Origin of the sequence: Bacteroides xylanisolvens, from assembly GCF_018289135.1 — a bacterium.
Classification (GTDB): Bacteria; Bacteroidota; Bacteroidia; order Bacteroidales; family Bacteroidaceae; genus Bacteroides; species Bacteroides xylanisolvens.
In genome coordinates this window covers 80,897-98,230 of sequence record NZ_CP072219.1, presented here as the reverse complement: position 1 = coordinate 98,230, position 17,334 = coordinate 80,897, and the positions used below count along the sequence as shown (strand labels likewise).

21 protein-coding genes are annotated in these 17,334 nt (G+C 47.6%); all 21 read left to right on the top strand.

Features of this window, described 5'->3' with window-relative positions:
- Nucleotides 1–355 precede the first annotated feature (355 nt).
- The 21 genes from INE92_RS26810 (at nucleotide 356) to INE92_RS26710 (ending at nucleotide 17,332) form a co-directional block, all read left to right on the top strand.
- Entirely contained in the window at nucleotides 356–1,054 is a 699-nt protein-coding gene (locus tag INE92_RS26810) for a ParA family protein (protein WP_005868872.1), read from the top strand.
- A 4-nt stretch (nucleotides 1,055–1,058) separates the two neighbouring features.
- Entirely contained in the window at nucleotides 1,059–1,541 is a 483-nt protein-coding gene (locus INE92_RS26805) for a DUF3408 domain-containing protein (protein ID WP_005868873.1), read from the top strand.
- Nucleotides 1,542–2,233: 692 nt separating this feature from the next.
- Nucleotides 2,234–3,364 carry a hypothetical protein gene (locus tag INE92_RS26800; protein ID WP_005868874.1) on the top strand — a complete coding sequence of 377 codons (1,131 nt, stop codon included), beginning with the start codon at nucleotides 2,234–2,236 and terminating at the stop codon, nucleotides 3,362–3,364.
- Between the two features lie 244 nt (nucleotides 3,365–3,608).
- Nucleotides 3,609–4,202, top strand: a complete 594-nt coding sequence (locus INE92_RS26795) for a Crp/Fnr family transcriptional regulator (RefSeq protein WP_005868875.1) — start codon at nucleotides 3,609–3,611, stop codon at nucleotides 4,200–4,202.
- 309 nt (nucleotides 4,203–4,511) lie between these two features.
- Nucleotides 4,512–5,090: a conjugal transfer protein TraO gene (locus tag INE92_RS26790; protein ID WP_005868877.1), complete on the top strand. Its 579-nt coding sequence runs from the start codon at nucleotides 4,512–4,514 to the stop codon at nucleotides 5,088–5,090.
- A gap of 18 nt (nucleotides 5,091–5,108) precedes the next feature.
- Nucleotides 5,109–5,321, top strand: a complete 213-nt coding sequence (locus tag INE92_RS26785; RefSeq protein WP_005868879.1) for a hypothetical protein — start codon at nucleotides 5,109–5,111, stop codon at nucleotides 5,319–5,321.
- Entirely contained in the window at nucleotides 5,318–5,662 is a 345-nt protein-coding gene (locus tag INE92_RS26780) for a hypothetical protein (RefSeq protein WP_005868881.1), read from the top strand. The genes INE92_RS26785 and INE92_RS26780 overlap by 4 nt, the downstream gene beginning before the upstream one ends.
- A gap of 18 nt (nucleotides 5,663–5,680) precedes the next feature.
- Nucleotides 5,681–6,025, top strand: a complete 345-nt coding sequence (locus INE92_RS26775) for a hypothetical protein (RefSeq protein ID WP_005868883.1) — start codon at nucleotides 5,681–5,683, stop codon at nucleotides 6,023–6,025.
- Between the two features lie 12 nt (nucleotides 6,026–6,037).
- On the top strand, nucleotides 6,038–6,349 hold the full coding sequence (locus INE92_RS26770; protein WP_005868885.1) for a hypothetical protein: 312 nt from the start codon (nucleotides 6,038–6,040) through the stop codon (nucleotides 6,347–6,349).
- Nucleotides 6,346–8,952, top strand: a complete 2,607-nt coding sequence (locus INE92_RS26765; protein WP_005868887.1) for a TraG family conjugative transposon ATPase — start codon at nucleotides 6,346–6,348, stop codon at nucleotides 8,950–8,952. The genes INE92_RS26770 and INE92_RS26765 overlap by 4 nt, the downstream gene beginning before the upstream one ends.
- Nucleotides 8,945–9,166 (top strand): hypothetical protein, encoded by a 222-nt coding sequence (locus INE92_RS26760; protein WP_005868888.1) that lies wholly within the window; start codon nucleotides 8,945–8,947, stop codon nucleotides 9,164–9,166. The genes INE92_RS26765 and INE92_RS26760 overlap by 8 nt, the downstream gene beginning before the upstream one ends.
- 5 nt (nucleotides 9,167–9,171) lie before the next feature.
- Nucleotides 9,172–9,768: a TrbJ/VirB5 family protein gene (locus tag INE92_RS26755; protein ID WP_005868889.1), complete on the top strand. Its 597-nt coding sequence runs from the start codon at nucleotides 9,172–9,174 to the stop codon at nucleotides 9,766–9,768.
- Between the two features lie 6 nt (nucleotides 9,769–9,774).
- Nucleotides 9,775–10,830: a hypothetical protein gene (locus INE92_RS26750; RefSeq protein WP_005868890.1), complete on the top strand. Its 1,056-nt coding sequence runs from the start codon at nucleotides 9,775–9,777 to the stop codon at nucleotides 10,828–10,830.
- A gap of 4 nt (nucleotides 10,831–10,834) precedes the next feature.
- Nucleotides 10,835–11,533 (top strand): hypothetical protein, encoded by a 699-nt coding sequence (locus tag INE92_RS26745; RefSeq protein ID WP_005868891.1) that lies wholly within the window; start codon nucleotides 10,835–10,837, stop codon nucleotides 11,531–11,533.
- Nucleotides 11,520–12,803, top strand: a complete 1,284-nt coding sequence (traM, locus tag INE92_RS26740) for a conjugative transposon protein TraM (RefSeq protein WP_005868892.1) — start codon at nucleotides 11,520–11,522, stop codon at nucleotides 12,801–12,803. The genes INE92_RS26745 and traM overlap by 14 nt, the downstream gene beginning before the upstream one ends.
- Nucleotides 12,800–12,985 (top strand): hypothetical protein, encoded by a 186-nt coding sequence (locus INE92_RS26735; RefSeq protein WP_007564699.1) that lies wholly within the window; start codon nucleotides 12,800–12,802, stop codon nucleotides 12,983–12,985. The genes traM and INE92_RS26735 overlap by 4 nt, the downstream gene beginning before the upstream one ends.
- Before the next feature lie 12 nt (nucleotides 12,986–12,997).
- Nucleotides 12,998–14,110 carry a DUF4138 domain-containing protein gene (locus INE92_RS26730; protein ID WP_005868893.1) on the top strand — a complete coding sequence of 371 codons (1,113 nt, stop codon included), beginning with the start codon at nucleotides 12,998–13,000 and terminating at the stop codon, nucleotides 14,108–14,110.
- A complete protein-coding gene (locus INE92_RS26725; protein ID WP_212702095.1) occupies nucleotides 14,107–15,570 on the top strand; it encodes a DUF3945 domain-containing protein in 1,464 nt (487 codons plus the stop codon). The genes INE92_RS26730 and INE92_RS26725 overlap by 4 nt, the downstream gene beginning before the upstream one ends.
- Nucleotides 15,571–15,588: 18 nt before the next feature.
- On the top strand, nucleotides 15,589–15,774 hold the full coding sequence (locus INE92_RS26720; RefSeq protein WP_005868897.1) for a hypothetical protein: 186 nt from the start codon (nucleotides 15,589–15,591) through the stop codon (nucleotides 15,772–15,774).
- A gap of 3 nt (nucleotides 15,775–15,777) precedes the next feature.
- Nucleotides 15,778–16,971 carry an ArdC family protein gene (locus INE92_RS26715; protein WP_005868899.1) on the top strand — a complete coding sequence of 398 codons (1,194 nt, stop codon included), beginning with the start codon at nucleotides 15,778–15,780 and terminating at the stop codon, nucleotides 16,969–16,971.
- Nucleotides 16,949–17,332, top strand: coding sequence for a single-stranded DNA-binding protein (locus INE92_RS26710; protein WP_007564694.1), 384 nt, complete (start codon nucleotides 16,949–16,951; stop codon nucleotides 17,330–17,332). Before INE92_RS26715 ends, INE92_RS26710 begins: the two co-directional genes overlap by 23 nt.
- Nucleotides 17,333–17,334 lie beyond the last annotated feature (2 nt).

Here is a 17,334-nt window from a genome sequence, read left to right as displayed (position 1 = left end):
ACCTTGCATTAGCAAAGATATACAATAATACTCAGCTGTGAAACAAAACCAGACAAAAGTCTTGATTTCTTAATCCAGATTAACCGCTCACTTTGTTACAAAGTAACTACGCACATTGTAACAGGCGAACGGAAAGCCATTAGTTACAAAATACATAATTACTAATTATATTATTACAAAGTATGAACATACATACTTAATTATAAGATTAAGTATGTACATATTTATATTTATATTTATATATGTAATTACTTATACAATTAAGTAAAAAAGTGTATAATAAATTAATTATAAAAGTATGCAATTATTTAATTTATTATTTATATATTTGCGCACATACTTAAAAACGTACATTATGGGACAAATATTACCAGGAGTAGTCGTAGCTTTTGAGAATCCCAAGGGCGGGGTAGGGAAGTCTACGCTGACAGCTTTGTTTGCAGGTTATATTCATTCGCAGTCAAACGAAGAGGGGGGCTTATCCATTGCCGTGGTGGATATCGACGACATGCAGAACACTATCGGAAAATTACGTGAGGACGAAGCCGAGGACGGAATCATGAAAAAGGAAGAAGAATATGAGGTTATCAATATCTCTTCCTCAGAGTTCATCAACCAACTGGATTTCCTTCAGGACAATTACGACATTATACTTGTCGATTTTCCGGGTAACCTGAAACAAAACGGTGTAGTTGAAACGCTGCACTTCGTTGACGTGATCATCATTCCCTTCGAACCGAACCAGACCGATTTAAGACCTACATTGACCTTTTACTATAACATCTATGAAGGGATTATCGAAAGCCGTCGAAAGATTGGTAAAAAGACTACCGTGCGTGGTGTTATGAACCGTGTTCTTCCGAATGTGCTGGAGTTCAAAGAAATTTTGAAAAATAAAAAAACCTTGCCTTTCGAGTTGATGCAAAACTACATCAAGGATTCAAGGGTTGACTATCAACGCAATTTAAGTACGCTGAGTAAAGCGTACCATCATCCCTGTGATGCTTTCTGTGAAGAGGTATTGGAATTAATCTGTAACCATATAGGAGAATAAAGCTATGGCAACCAACAAAGAAAGGACATCATCAGCCGCCATGAGAAAACTCTTGCTGCAAAGCGCCAGTAAGAAAGAGCAGGAAATCCAGCAGATCGGAAGTGTTGCGGAAAGCACTATCCCCCAACCTGCGATTGAGCACCCCATCCATGAAGAGGTGAAAGAATCGGCTCCAGTCAAAGAAACCGTCCAAGAACCTCAGCCGGAACAAATGGAAAAGCCGGAATCCAAACCTTCCGTGCAGTCTTCTCCAAAAACAGAAGAAAGCAAAGTCTGCGGAAAAAAATTCTCGGAATATCTGGAAGAGCGAAAATTAAAGAACACCGAAGTAATCCGGATATCCAGCGAAACCCACAGAAAGCTGAAGCAGATTGCTATGGCCACTGGATTAGGAATGCACAACATCGCAAACAACATTCTTGAAGACATATTGACCAGCCATAACAAGGAGATTCAAGCGATACTGAAGAAGTATATGAGCATCTGATTCTACTTTCGGAAAAATATATACGCCTGTTCGACTGCATCCGTCGGGCAGGCGTTATTTTTGCACACCGTTTTAGTGAAGGCCGGCATTGAACCGGGACACTTTTACACAACTGCGGAAAAATCCCTTTGCCTATTATCCTGGACAATATGTTAAAGAATTCAAACCTCTACTTGTTTCCACCTCAAAATTTTTTCCGAAAGTAAGAATACGGTAACAAAATCATTTCTTCGTTTTATTTAGGTTTTTAGGGATTTAAGTATTTGTGGGACACTTTTACACAACTAATAAGGGAGGTTTTCCGTATAATCAACTATATTATTGCAAGTTAGCACTTACTGGCATCTTCTCGTAACCGGGACACTTCTGCACAACTAACCGACTATTCGGGACACTTCTGCACAACTGAACAGGAAAGTCGGGATACTTTTACACAACTAGAATCTGCATTCGGGACACTTTTACACAACTAAATCAGGAATCCGGGACACTTCTGCACAACTAAACCGGCCATTCGGGACACTTTTACACAACTGGGGGATCGGAAACAGCCGTAGTCGGGACACTTTTACACAACTAAATCAAGAAACAGCACGAAAAAAATGCTTTGGAATCTTCATTTATAGGGAGTTAGATTCACTATCTCCGTAAAAAAACGTATCTTTGCATCAGTAAACAACAAGTGTCCGCCTATGAAGGAAAGTAATACACAAAAAGAGTTGAGCAGAGTCCCCAGGACTCTCAGCGAGTCTTCCAACACGAAAGTATTGGAAGTTCTATTTGATGCAGGCGGCACTGTCATGTCTGACATTATCATTTACGTGGCATCTTCACAAATGAAAGATCTGTTCGGCGACTGCTGGTTCTCCATCAACGATTTTTGTGAGGTCATGGGGTATGAACGAACCAAGTTGCAACGAAAACTGACCGAGAAGCAGCTTGATTTCCTGTTCAGCAACCAACGTCCGGTATATATCACCGAACAGAACGGCCAAAAGATAGAGCATCCGATAGAGAACACCTTTGAAGCGGCGTTATACCGTTTAGGGACATCCAACCTCAGTGTAGCATACGCCATGAACGGCAAGACGCAATATAAGTTCATTCAAATACTGGACCGCTTTGAGATAAAGGATAACTTCGGCACGAAAAAGCGCACCAAGCGGAATTACAACGTGCATCTGAGCAAAGATCTGATGAATACTTTGCTTACCGAATACAATCTGCTGGAACTGAAAGACTACCGTAACCTGCCCAACCGCAAAGGCTACCGCAAGTTTTATCTGAACCTGGCGAAAATGATTTACCTGATCAAGTATAAGATTGACCAAGGACAAGCACCTTATTTCACCGTTACGGTTGACCAACTTGCCAAGGAATTTGATGTAACGGTAAAGGACAACCATGACCGGAAGAAGAAGGTGACCAGCATCTTAAACGGTATCAACAAAAAGCTGGAGAGAACCAAATTCCAATACCAGTACATCAAAGGAAAAGGGGAGAAGTGGCCCTACACCGTACAGTTTTTCTTTGACCAGGAAACATTGGAATATTTCGACGAAAAGATAAAGGCGATACTGACCTCGCAATATCACGATGCGCTTAAATCATGCTTCTTGTTAAACAAGAAAGGCATTCCCGTGAGCAGACATTATCAATATAAGGATTTCTTTAAATTGGGAACCGGCGAATATTATCATGAATTTACCGCATGGCTTTATTCTGAAGAGGACAAGGAGATTAAGGAGAACATCTACCGGGATATCTATATAAAGGTAGTAGGCATTCGTCCAGAAGACCTTGCCGTCAACTTAAATCCCTAAAAGTTGGAACAAAAACCATAAAATAGTATCTTTGCAGCGGATTGTCAGAAAATTGGCAGCCCGCTTTTTACATACGTCCGTCTGTCTAACAAAAGAGTGGCATCTATCGTTAAGGAATTAACAACAACAGGCGCATGCCTGTACCAGTATGAAACTGGTACGGGGCGTGCCTTTGTTGTTGGAACGCCACGTCCATGTTAGAGGGTACGTTTCCGTACCCTTATATAAACATAAAACAAATTCAATGGTTCAAACAATTGCCACCCTGATAGATGAGACGCTCATGGTAATGGGCGCCCATCTTCACGTGCGGATGACAGACGAAGAAAAGGCGTATCTTGATGCTCATTTCGAGCTTATCCATATCAAAAAGGGAGAACACCTCGTCACCAGGGGCGAGGAAGTATGCTACCTCTATTATCTGGAATCCGGCATCGTCCGGTTATGGTTTCCGGACAAAGAGAATAGAGAGATTTCAGCACGGTTTATCCAAGCCAAAGAGTTCATCAATTTTTTCCTTTCACATGAAGAACACCATGCCCACTACAATATCAAGGCATTGGAGCCATGCAAGATCTGGAGATTGCCCAAAAAAGATCTTCATCAGCTATATGAGTTATCCATCAATTTCAACAAGCTGGCCAGAATACATTTGGTAAGATCCATCAACCGCAAAATAATAAGGGAAGAGGAGTTTTACACACTGGATGCCGAAGCGCGTTACAAAGCGCTTTTGGCCAATGAAAAATGGCTGTTACGTTCAATACCCTTAAAAGACATAGCAAGTTATATCGGCATCACGCCACAAGCATTGAGCAACATCCGAAAGCGCATATAAACCAAACCCTATAAGCCGGGCAGGACAGTTTTACACAACTAATCCTATCCGGCTTTTTTCTGTAGAATTATTCCACACCTGCCGGTTTACGGCACATGTATTTTTTAATGCACATTAAATAAACACGAAAGGCCCTTTAAAAGCCCTTCATAAAATTTGTCCTCCCGTATATAATCTATATGTTTGGAGCGAAAACAACGCGATAAGCACCTTGATTCGGTTCTGCCGACAGGAATCCGCGTAAATTGGAAACACCGTATGAGACAAATAGAAAAATATATAACATTAATAACCTAAAGAGTAATTCCCATGGAACACATCAGACTGACTGCTATCAGCCTTAGCCTGCTGTTATGCACCGTAAGCGCTTTTGCGCAACGCCATTATGAGAACATCCCGGCACTTGAATTGAACTACGGCACTAACCTGTTCGGCAATGCAGGCAACTATTACAACCTGTCCTTTTCCAGATACATCAACCGGACAAGCTATTGGAAAGCCGGGTTTAGCTATTTTGAGAAACCTTACGAATATACAGCCAACCTACCGCAAGTCTCTACCTTGAACCCGGAAGAAACGATTCCCGAAACGATACATGACAAGGGTAAGGACTTTTTTGTGGACGGCGGTTATTACAGAACCCTGGCCTGCAACCTGAAATCCGTTTACTGGGGCATCGGCCTGGGAGGATTCATCGGTACAGAATACGTCCGCCACCCCGATAAGGAATACAACTTCATCATCGGCCCGAAACTGGAAACGGAACTGGAAGTATTCATCCTGCCCCGAACGGCATTGCTTGCCCGCATACAACAACATTGGAATCCCCTATCCATTGACAAGTGGAACACTGTCTGGAACGTAGGAATAAAGATACTGCTCTACTAACCGACAAATCATATCACCATGCTTATTATCATATTGTTAGCCGATACAAATGTATCCGGCCTGATCTCCTTATACCGTGAAATAGGCGCCATGCTGATAGGGGTAGGCTTTCTATGTGCCGGACTAGCGGTACTTAAAAAGCTGATAAGCAACCACGAGCGCACCAAAGAGGCCATCATCACCTATATCACGGCATTGGTCACTTGGCTCATTATCTGGCAACTCTTATGAACGTAGTGGATTTGATACTGGTTGCCATACTCGCCTGTGTCACGCTTCACTTTTACTTTCGGAAAAAGAAGAAAGCACTTTCTTCCGGAAAGGAGAAAGAGAAGCCGATAAGGGAGGCGGTGCGCAAGGAAGGGCAGGAGAGAGCCTGTCCGGTCATCTGCGTGGTATTTCAGCCTGAGCTGGAAGAAGAGGAATTGGCTGCCGAGATAGCCGATATGTACCTGCATGGAAGAGCCTACTACTACTCAGGCAAACCACTGCCGGAACAGCCGAAAGAAGAGCCCATATCCATCAAGTATAAGGATGTGCAATGGGAGAGACTGAAAACGATTCATGTTTAATTAAAAAATAGGAACAAAATGAAAGCAATCGAAAATGTAAGAGAAAAAGCGAACCAAGTCATTAACCGCTATGGAAAGGTTATCTTCACCTTTCTCATATTCTTCACGCTGTTGGGAACGGCACAAGTGGCGGAGGCACAAAGCGGCCTGAAGATTAACAGCCTATCCGAAGTGACAGACAAAGCCAAAGAGGGTGCGGACACCATTCTGGACGTAGCCAAATACATTTTGGCGGCGGTACTCGGCATCGCTCTGGTCTTTGTCATCTATTCGCTTGCCACGAACAATCCCCATGCCAAGGAATACCTGCTCGGCTGGATCATCGCCGTGGTAGTCATCATGGTAGCCTTCCTGATTATCTAAAAACGAAGAGCCATGAGAACCATGCGTAAAATCAACAAGCCGATCAAGTTCTTCGGTCTGTCATCGGGACAGTTCGCCATCTTCATGCTGCTGACGGCCATCATCATCATCGTGAGCATATTCAAGCAGCTGCACCCGATACTCATCATCGGAATCATTTCCGCCATTCTGTTTCTATCCGGTCTGCTGTTCCAAACCTTGAAAAAGGAACACAAGGCCGGTAACCCGGACTACCTGACCGGCCTCCGGATCAAGAACGCCACCCCCCGGCAGATAACGGACAAACGGCAGATTTTCAAATTCATCCTAAAACAGCAACCATGATAGGAATCATCATACTCATATCCCTGCTAATCTGTGCGCTGTGCCTGCTGATTGCTCTGCTGTATATCCGGCAGACAGAGATAGAGGTGAAGGACAAATCCGTGGATCTGGAAAGTGTCTTGCCTATCCAGACCATCACGGAGAACGCCGTCATCAACGGGAACGGTGACATCACCGTCGGCTACCGGCTGCTTCTGCCCGAAGTGTTCACCTTGTCGGAAAGCGAGGCGCAATACATCCATGAGCGGTTGGAGGCTCTTTTGAAGCTGCTTCCGGCAGGCACGGTCATCCATCAGCAGAATTTCTACTATACGGGGCGATACCATCATGCAGAATACTCTTCCAATGCCCTGATAGCGGAGAACAACCGTCATTTCAACGGCAAGGAGATACTGAACAGTTACACCAACCTGTATGTGACGTTCACGAACGGCAGCCGAAACGGTAAGATACGCAAAAGCGCATCGGGCACCTCGCTGATGCGAAAGCTGCACTACCCGTTCAAGCAACCTTATAAGGAATATCAGCAACGGCTGACAGAAATGGAAGCCTTTCTGATGAACTTTGAGAACGGTTTGTCGTCCATCCAGCAGTTTGAGATACGCAAGATGGATGATACGGAACTGAACAACGCCATCTACGACTACGTCAACCTCTCTTACGAGACACCGGAAAACGATGCCACGCAGAAGAGCGTCAACCCTATGGCTGTCAGTGAAAGCGGAAGCATGAAAATAGGGCAGCAGCACGTTTCCATCCTTTCGCTGACCAACGAAGGCGAGCATCTTCAGGAACTGGCCGTGCCGCACACCGGCAAGTCGAAGGCATACGGGGGAAACATAGAGATACCGGACAGCATACGGAGCAAATGCTCGATGCTGTACCCCGTAGGACTTGGCCTGCCGTTCAACCACATCGTAAACATCGTGATAGAGATAACCGATCCAGATGCCACCGTAACGGCCATCGGTGCGGAGAAAGACGCGCTGAACTACATCACCAACTTCTACCCTCCGGCGGCAGAGAAGCAACGCGAGCAGGCAGCCTTCTGCGATGAGATTACCCAGTTCGACTACCAGACCGCCTATACCGCCTTCAATGTCGTGCTGAACGATACAGACCGCACCTCGCTCATGCGGAAAACCGCACTGGTACAGCAAGGCTTCAGCTTTATGAACCAAAGTTCGTGCTATGTGGAGAACGCCGAGCTGTGCAACCTGTTCTTCTGCAACATACCCGGCAATGCCAGGGCCAATTACCGGGGCTTCGTCAACACGACCAAGCAGGCCATCTGCTATCTGCAAAAAGAGGGGATGTACCTTTCGGACGAGAAAGGGCATATCTACCATGACCGTTTCGGTACTCCCGCCAAGATAAACCTCTGGGATTATCCGGCGCTGAACAACAAGAACCGCATCGTTATCGGCCCGTCCGGTTCCGGTAAATCTTTCTGGCTGAACAATTACATCCTGCAAAGCTATGAGCTGGGCCGGGATGTGATGATCATTGACATCGGCGGCTCTTACCGCTCGATGATAGCCTTGAACCGGGGCAAATACTTCGACTCTACCGAGCAGAAGAAATTTGCGTTCAACCCCTTCTTGTGTGACCGTGACAAGAACGGCAAATACCTGTACATCGACACCACGGATGCCGAGTCTGCCGATGACCAGATAAAGACCATCGTCGCCATTATCAGCTACATTTGGAAGGTACGTGAACCCATGCTGCCTGCCGAAAACGCCATTCTCAGGAAATCCGTCATCGGATTTTACGACTATGTGAACAATTCTTCAATAGGAGAGAAGCATGAGCGTATCTTCCCGACGCTGATAACTTACCGGGCTTATCTGAAGGAAGTGTTCAGCAAACGGATGACCGAGTTTGAGAAACAGAAATTCGAGATAGAGGAGCTGTTGCTTTTACTGGAACCCTATACGGACGGAGAGCTGTCATTCCTGCTGAACGCTACCGAGAACGTGGATATCGTGCATGACCGGCTGATAGCCTTCGATATGGAAGATGCCTCTAAGAAAGAGTACTTTCCACTCGTTGCCATCATCACCCTGCAAATGATCGTGGATAAAATCAAGAAACGCCAGGGGTTTGCCAAAGAGCTAATCATCGACGAAGCACTCGACTTCCTGCAAGACGAGAAATTCGGAGACTTCATCGCCTACCTGTACCGAACCTTCCGTAAAAAGGAGGGAAGCATCACGCTGGCCGCACAGAACATCCTGTTTTTGAAAAACATGCCGTCCAGTATCAAGGACTCCATCATCATCAACTGCGCGACCAAGATTATCCTCGACCATTCAGAACACCGGCAGAACCTGCCGGAAGTGAAAGCCGTGCTTTCCATCACGGACGAAGAGGCCTATATGATCGAGTCGTTGCAGCGCACGGAACGCTGGAGAGAGTTTTTCATCAAGATGTCGAACGATGCCTTCATCTTCCGCAACGAGGTGTCCGACTTCGCCGCCGTAGCCTTCGATTCGCGCCAGGCGACAGTAGTACGACTGAAGCAGTTGTTCAACGAAAGCGGCTCGACCTATACGGCCATCAACCGCTATCTGGAGGAAAGGAGGAAAAAGTATGGATGACGCCACCCAAGGGCTGACCGCCCTTCTAGGCTGGTCAACCGACTTCAACGGCAGCGCATACAATCTTGCCGGAAGCATTGCCGCCGCACTTTTGGGCGTTGCGCTCATTTTCGTGGTATGGGCACTCGCCACGAAAAAGGAAAATGCCAAGAGCTATCTGACAGCCTGGCTGGTATGTGTCATATTCACCCTATTATTCATCACCAACAAATAACCGTCATGAAAAGAATCATTCTCATACTCGGACTTGCCGCCTCGATAGGGCTGATGGGAACCGGCAGTGTTCATGCCCAGTTCGTCGTGCATGATCCCGGCCACACCCTGCTGAACTCAACGGAATGGATCGCCAATGTCAAGAAATGGGTTACACAAATCAATGAAATGATCGATGCCCAGGAACTGCGGCTCGGCCTGCAAAAGATCGACCAGTTGAAGGAACTCAAATCATTGAAAGAGCTTGCCGACCTGCTGGACGACGTAGCCTGCCTGAGCAGCGACTACAGCTTTTACCTGAACGTAGGATCGAATTACCACTGCCTGAAATTTCTCAACTTTCAGCGTGTGACCGTCAATCTGAGCCTGAGTACCGACCTGCTGTTCAAGGTGGCCACCGTGACCAGTTACTTCTCGATGAACTCGGAAGGGCGCATGTCCTTTATCGAGCAGGTGAAGGAATCGGTGGAAAAAGCCGCCGAAGAGATGCGTGAGTTTAACGAATCCGTGCGTTCCACGGTCATTTACAAATCCATGAAGGGGCATAACCGGAAGACCTATTACCAGGGACGGTTGGCCGCTTTCACACGACACACCAATTAAAGCGTTATGAATCAAGATAATTTTCTCTGGGGACTTCAGATCACGGACGGTCTGACGATGGAACTCGTTTCGCAAATGACAGTCATCGCCTTCGGTGTTGGTGTCATCTGCTTTATCTGCAACCTAGCATACAACTATCTCTATCACGGAGCCAGCCAGCTGTTAAGCCCGAATGAGGACAAATTTCCCGACATGATGGAAATCGCCCGTTGCCTGGTACTGTTCTTCTGCCTAAGCATATACACCCCCATCGCCCAAACCATCGTAGGCACGATGGAAGTAATCAACGAAGCCACCTCGCTGACCTCCGAGCGTGCGCAGGAATTTGCCCAGTTCATGGCACAATCAGCCATCGAACAAGGAGAGATGATTGCCGAATACGACAAACACAGCCTCCAGTCGGAGGTAGCAGCCGGAGAAGACAGCACCGGCGCCATGCAGCACGAACTGGATAAAAAGATGGAAGAGGACGAAATGACCGGTGTACGCTCCAGCGTGGAGAAGATTGTGCAGCTGCTCAACCCCGCCAACCTCGCCACCCTTGTGCTTCATGGCATTTCCGCCCTATTGGTAGGAATCATACAAGTAGTCATCTTGGGTATCGGCGTGGTCATTGTCAAGCTACTGGTCATTCTCGGCCCGTTTGTCTTTGCCGTAAGCATGTTGCCGGTCTTTCAGAAACAGTTGAGTATCTGGTTCGGTACGCTCTGCTCCGCCTGTATGGTATTCACCGTCATCAATATTCTGAACCAAATCATATGGCAGACCTTCAAGGCCATCTATACGGAAAGTGCCGACATGGTGGACGCAGCTACGCAGCAGATACAATATTTAGGAATGGATCTCGCCCTGATTGGTGCTTATTGCAGCTGTTTCTGGCTATCCTCCAAAATCGTAGGACACAGCGATGCCGGGAAAATCATTTCGAAAACCGTGTCAATCGTCACCACGGCGGCCACCATCGCCCTGATGGGAGGCGCAGCGGCAGGCGGCAAGCTGACCAACGTAGGCGGTGCCGCCTCTATCGGGGCAAGTTTCATAAACGACAACAATAAAAAATAGAACTATGAATCTGATGAAATTCAAAGGAGCAGATGATGCGGTCAAGCTGACTATCCGGCTTTCAGCCGGGTACTGCATCATTCTGACTATCGCTTTTGCCAGCAGTATCATCTTCCTTATCAACAAAATAGAAAAAGCATACGGCCAGGCTCTCGTCATCGACAGGCAGGGAGAAGTCTATGAGGCAAGCAGCCTGTCTGCCAGCGATATGCGGCAATACGAATACATGAACCATGTAAAGACCTTCGTAACCCACTGGTATGCCTTTGACGAGAGCAGCTACGAGAAGAACATTTCGCTTGCGCTCAACCTCATAGGCAACAAGGGGAAGGAGCTGTTGAACGAGTACAACGATGTGAATATGCTGAACTCACTCATACAAAAGAATATCCGTTACGGGGTACGCATCAAGGATGTAGAGATTAACACACAAACGATACCCGTTTCCGGAAAGATAATCTTCACGCAGACCGGGTACCGGGCACGGGGAAGCATCTCACGTAATATCGAAGCGGAGTTCACCATCTATGATATGCTGTCCCGCAGCGAGGAAAATGCGCACGGAGCCAAGATAGAAGATTGGATTGTCCGCTATTCCGAACCCGTGGAAAGCAACGGCACCAACACATCGCAGGCAGCTTCTCCGGGCAAGAATGAAAACCAGTCAGAAACCTCTAAACCAACCGACCATGGAACCGAATAAACTTATCAAAGACAAGAACAAGCTGTTGATGGCCATCCCGGTAATCCTGGGCATCCTCTTCCTTTATGTATTCTTCATCCGTGAGGACGGGAACGTGCCGTCAGGGAGTGACAGACAGGCCGCCTCGCAAGCCTTTTTGGAACCACAGTCGGAAATGGCCGACAAGGTGAACGACAAGATGGAAGCCTATAAGCAGGACAAACTGGAAGAGCAGGAGAAGGCACGCATCCTGAAAGAGTCTCAGGTCAAAGGATCTGATTTTTACTTCGAGCTGCAAAACCAGCAGGAGCGGTATGACCGTGCCACACTGGAGCGCATCCGCCGTATGCAGAACGATCCGTACAGCGAAGTCATGGCAGAATACGGAGGTGGCCGGAACGGACGCTTCTCTCATCAGCTGGAAAGCCAACTGGACGGACTGGAGGACGAGCAGGCGCTCAACGAGATTATCCGGGAAGCCAAGAAGAACTCACGCATCCGCAAGGAACTGGAAGAATCCGACAAATACCGCAAGCGCATGTATGAACGGATTGTCAATTATGACCAAGAGGGAAAAACGGAGAAAGCCGCTGCCAACCCTTCCGGCCATCCATCCGCCGACAGCCTGATGCAAAAAGGCCCGATCTACCATGCCGAAAACGGCAAGCGGGTACGCCGCCAACCGACCTCCGCACCGGGAAACAGCAACCTCTTCAGGGCTTGCATCCACGGCGACCAGACCGTAGTCACGGGCAGTACGGTACGGATGCGGTTGCTTCAGGACGTAACCCTATCCGGCATGAAGATACCGGCCAACACGCTGTTTTACGGTATCGCCACTTTGGGAGCCAACCGCCTCGATGTGGTAGTCAGCAACCTGAAGGTAGGAGACAACCTCAATCCCGTATCGGTGGTTGTCTTCGACAATGATGCCATGGAAGGTTTGAACCTGCCCAATAACCTGAAAGCCAGTGCAGCCAAGCGTATGGAACAAGGTCTTGTACAGAACATTGACATGCCGCTCTCTTCCATCGGCACGATGGCCAGCGAAGTGACCAGCGTAGTCAACGCCACCACCCAGGTAGCCAAGCAAATCTTGAACATGAGCCTCTCACAAGTGAAGGTACATCTCAAGTCCAACTACGAAATGTATATCCAAGAAGAGAGTCAGGAATCGAAGTTGCGTAGGCAAGCCGTGCAAGCGGAGTTACAGAAGCTCTATGAGCAAATGGAACAAGAGAAAACGAACAAGAAAAATCATCCCCTTCAAACATTGATAGACAAATTATGATAGACATTCTCAATTACCTGCTTGCGCTGTCAGCGGTCTTTTTCGGCTATCGGATCTACGTATCACGCCGGAACGGACGAGCCTTTAAAGAAATCCGTCCGCTGACCGTTTCTTTCGGCATTACCCTGCTTCTTCTATGGGGCATTACCGTATTCACCGCCTTTTTTTCAAGAACCGTTTAACATATCGACAACATGAAGAAATATATTTATCTACTGTTTTACTGCTTTGTGTGCAGTCTGCCGCTCTTCGCTCAGGAAAACGGCACTCCCCGGAAACAAGCCATCAGCCAAAAAGACATCTTTATCTCTTTCGACTGTGTGAAACACCTGGTATTTCCTGTGCAAGTATCTGATATCGCCATCGGCGAACAGGAGCTTGTCATGGCCAGCCGGGTAGAAGAGGCGCCCCATATCGTCAGGCTCTCGGCGCAAGCGGAAGGATTCACCGAAGAGACCAACCTGACCGTAGTCTGCATCGACGGAAGCGTTTACACCTATCACATCCGCTACCTTCCCGAAGGCGGCACGGATTCGTACCCGAACATTTACGAGGACAACGGGAAATGGCAGCACCATGACTATCAGGCAGAAGTCAGCGACCTCCATCTGGCCGAGTTCTTCTTTCCGGAGGACATCGCTTACGGAACGCCCGGCAACGAGGTGTCCTTCACTCTGGCCGCCTACAACAACCAGTTGAAAGTATCAACCGCCAAAGATGCCGTGGCATATTCCAACCTGTTTGTGGTGGATAAGGCCATGAACACTTACCACATCACCATCAAACGGGGCAATACCTCCGTATTCACCTACAATTTTGATGACCAGCGCAAATATACCGCCCATGTGGATGTGAACAGCGAGGAAATGGAAAGATGCATCCAAGAGCTGCGCACCAAGAAGCGCAACATCTACAGCCTGGGGGTCATCGAGAACAAGTTTGAGTTGTCAATGGCCAATCTGTATGTGCATGAGGACTTCATGTTTTTCATCTTTGACCTGAAAAACAAATCATACATCGACTACGACATCGAGTTTGTCAAATGTTTCCAGCGTGACCAAAAGAAGAGCAAGAACGCCATCCAGCAAGAAACGACCATCGAACCTATCTATCAGAAAGATTTTGATACGAAAATCAAGGGCAAGAGCCGGAACCGGCTGATACTTGGTTTCGACAAATTCACGATACCCGATGATAAGGTATTCGAGATCGAGATTTACGAGCGAAACGGCGGGCGGCACATCAAGCTGGCCGTGTTGAACGAATACATCCTTTCCGCAGAACCCTTATACAAGCCACAGCCATGAAACTGAGAGAAGCATTAGACACCTATATGTTCGACAACGTGGGACAGTTCGGCGGCATCGCCGAATCACTGGGCTATCAGACCGAATACCGGGACGGATATTTCCGGTTCCGCAAAGACGGGGAAGAGCTGAGCATGAGCGTAAGCGAAATCAGGGAAAAAGCCGGAGCAAAGTACGATGAAAGCCTTCGTGACCAATCAAAAGAACGTGTATCCGCCCTTTTTGACAAGGAACGTGCCAATGATCCTAAATATGTCGCCGAGCTGGAGAAGGATGGCATCAGCATCAAGCGGTGGGAGAACCTGAAGGGACATGACAAGGACGGCTTTACCGTCATCGACCATCGCCTGAAGGTATGCTACACCGGACAGTCGCTCTATGAATACGCCTACAAGCAAGGGAACATCCTCGACGGGAAAGGCACCAAGCTGGAAAAGGGTGTCATGTCTGATTTGATGGAGATACACGGCAAACCGGGGAAGCTCCGTTTCAACGATGACGGAATCTCCGTATTCTACCGCAAAGAGGCGTTGGTTATCCCGGACAAGGTGCTGGGAAAGAAGTTGGGCAAGAAAGAGAAAGAACAGCTGCTTGCCGGTGACATCGTACCCATCACCGTAAATAAGAAGGACATCCTGCTGCAAGTTGACCGGGATCTGAACTCCGTCATCCTGCGCACCAACCAGGAAATCAAGATTCCCGACATCATCGGGCAGACCAGCGAATATGGCGGCTACAAGTTAACCAAAGCCGACAAATACCTGCTCGCCAACGGCCATGCACTGGAGAACAAGCTGCTGCACAGTCCGGAAGGCTACTTCATTGCCGACATCCAACTGACGGATGACAGGAAAGGAGTCATGATACAGAACATCACTCCCGGCAAGGCACAAGAGCTGATCAAGGCCATGACCCCCAAACTGGAAGCCCATGCGGCCAACATAGAAGCTGCAAAAGAGCAAAAACACGAAGAGGGGCGCAATATGGAAGCCGAGTTTAAGGAAGCGGTGGGCAAACATGACTTTGAAAAAATCGGGAAGCTCAAAGAGGAAGGATATAAACCCAGTGAAGAGTTTATCAAAGGAATCGGTAAGGAACACGGTCTGGATGAAAGGCAAACCCATGAAGTCATCCAGCTGTTCGGCACCAAGCCGGAAGAACAGGGCGAACATGAAAGGCAGGCCGCACGTCTGTTGGATGCCGCACAGACCGACAACTTTCATGTCATCCAAGAGATACAGAAAGAAGGGTACCGGCTCACTCAAGAAGACCTTACCCGGATGCGTGAAACGGGTGTGCAAGCCAACACACTGATAGCCGTACAAAAGATTTTCGGGATGGAAGGCAGCACAAAGACACTGGGAGATGTCAAACTGGCCAGCACACCCAAACCCGACAACAGCAAGGAAATGGCCCGTCCGATAGCCAGCACCATCAACCGGGCTTTCAATGACTTATAACCTAAAAAATCAGGAATTATGGATTACGATGAATTAGTACAGAAAAACATTGCAGGAGAAATCAGTGACTTAGAGTTTCTACTTGCACAGGAAGAGCTTGCACAAGCCTATCAAGAAGAGATGGCTGCCAAGCAGCAAGAGACAAACAACCAAACGGCCAGAGAATGGCTGCTTGATTACGAGAACAGAAATCTATACCAATAAATCATGGATACAGCAAGTGATAAAGCATTACAGCGTTTCGCCGAACTGATGATCGAAAAGATAAAGCAGGTGGAAGACAACTGGCAAAAGCCTTGGTTCGGGATAAAGGGTGGGGGACTTCCGCAAAATATCGAGGGAAGAACCTACAACGGAGTAAATTCCTTCATGTTGTTTCTACTTTCGGAAAAAGAGCAGTACAGCCTGCCGGTCTATATGACCTTCATGCAAGCCAAAGACAACGGCCTTAACATACTGAAAGGAGAAAAGTCATTCCCAGTCATTTACTGGAATTTCTCAGTAAGAGACAAGAACGGAAAGAAAATACCTTTCGACGTATATAAGAACCTGGATAAAAACGAGCAGCAGGAATATAAGGTCACGCCGTTTCTGAAGACATACAATGTGTTCAACGTACAGCAGACCAATCTTCAGGAAACGAAACCGGAGAAATGGGAAGCATTGAAGGAGCAATTCAAGATACCGGCCATCAAGGACGAGCAAGGGATGCTCACCGTGCCTCTGATTGATGCGATGGTACGGGAACAGCAATGGATCTGCCCCATTTATTCCAAGGAAGGAAATAGTGCTTACCATGCAAGGGGAGAAGATAACCATATCGTCGTACCCCTGAAGGGGCAGTTTAAGGACGGAGAGAATTTCTACTCCACACTACTGCATGAGATGGCGCACTCGACTGGAGAACCTGAGCATCTGAACCGGGAAAAAGGCGTGATTTTCGGAGACAAGCAATATGCCAAAGAGGAACTGGTTGCCGAACTCACCTCCGCTACCGTCGGGCAAAGCCTGGGAATATCCACCCATATCCGGGAAGAAAATGCCATGTATCTAAAAAACTGGCTGGGAGCCTTGAAAGAAGATCCCAAATTCATCTACAACATCCTTGCCGATGTAGGAAAAGCCAGCAATATGATTCAGGAACATACCGCACGGATGGAACAGTACCTCACACCGGAGGAACGGTTCACGCAGGCCGTCCTGCAAGACAACCGTCCGGTATTGGAGCAGATGAAAAACGAAGGTTTTACCCCTTCATCACGGTTATTGGAAAGTGTTGCGGCAAACCATCCTACAGCCGACAACCTTGAAACGCTACACAGCACTTTCGGCATTTCGCTGCCTTCCATGGAAGCGGAGCCAGCCATGAAAAATATGAATGAGCCACAGCTCGGATTATAAACTTTTAAAAACCATCATTATGTTTACAGGACAAATTATCGGTTATGTCGGTGCGGATGCCCGGCAGAACAAGAACGGAAAAGGATTCAACTTCCATGTATCCACCAAGTACAAGAACGTGAACAACGAGGAACAGACCCTATGGGTATGCTGTTTCGTGAATTACGAGAGTAAAGTCTTTGAGTATCTGAAAAAAGGGACACAGGTATATGTCTGCGGCGATGTGTATGCCGATGTATTCCAGAAGGATGACGGTAGCCACATCCCATCCGTCAGCCTGACCGTCTCACGCATTGAGTTACTGGGAAAGGCAGAGAAAAAAGAGAGCGGTGACGGAACGGCATCCGGACAACCCCAATAACA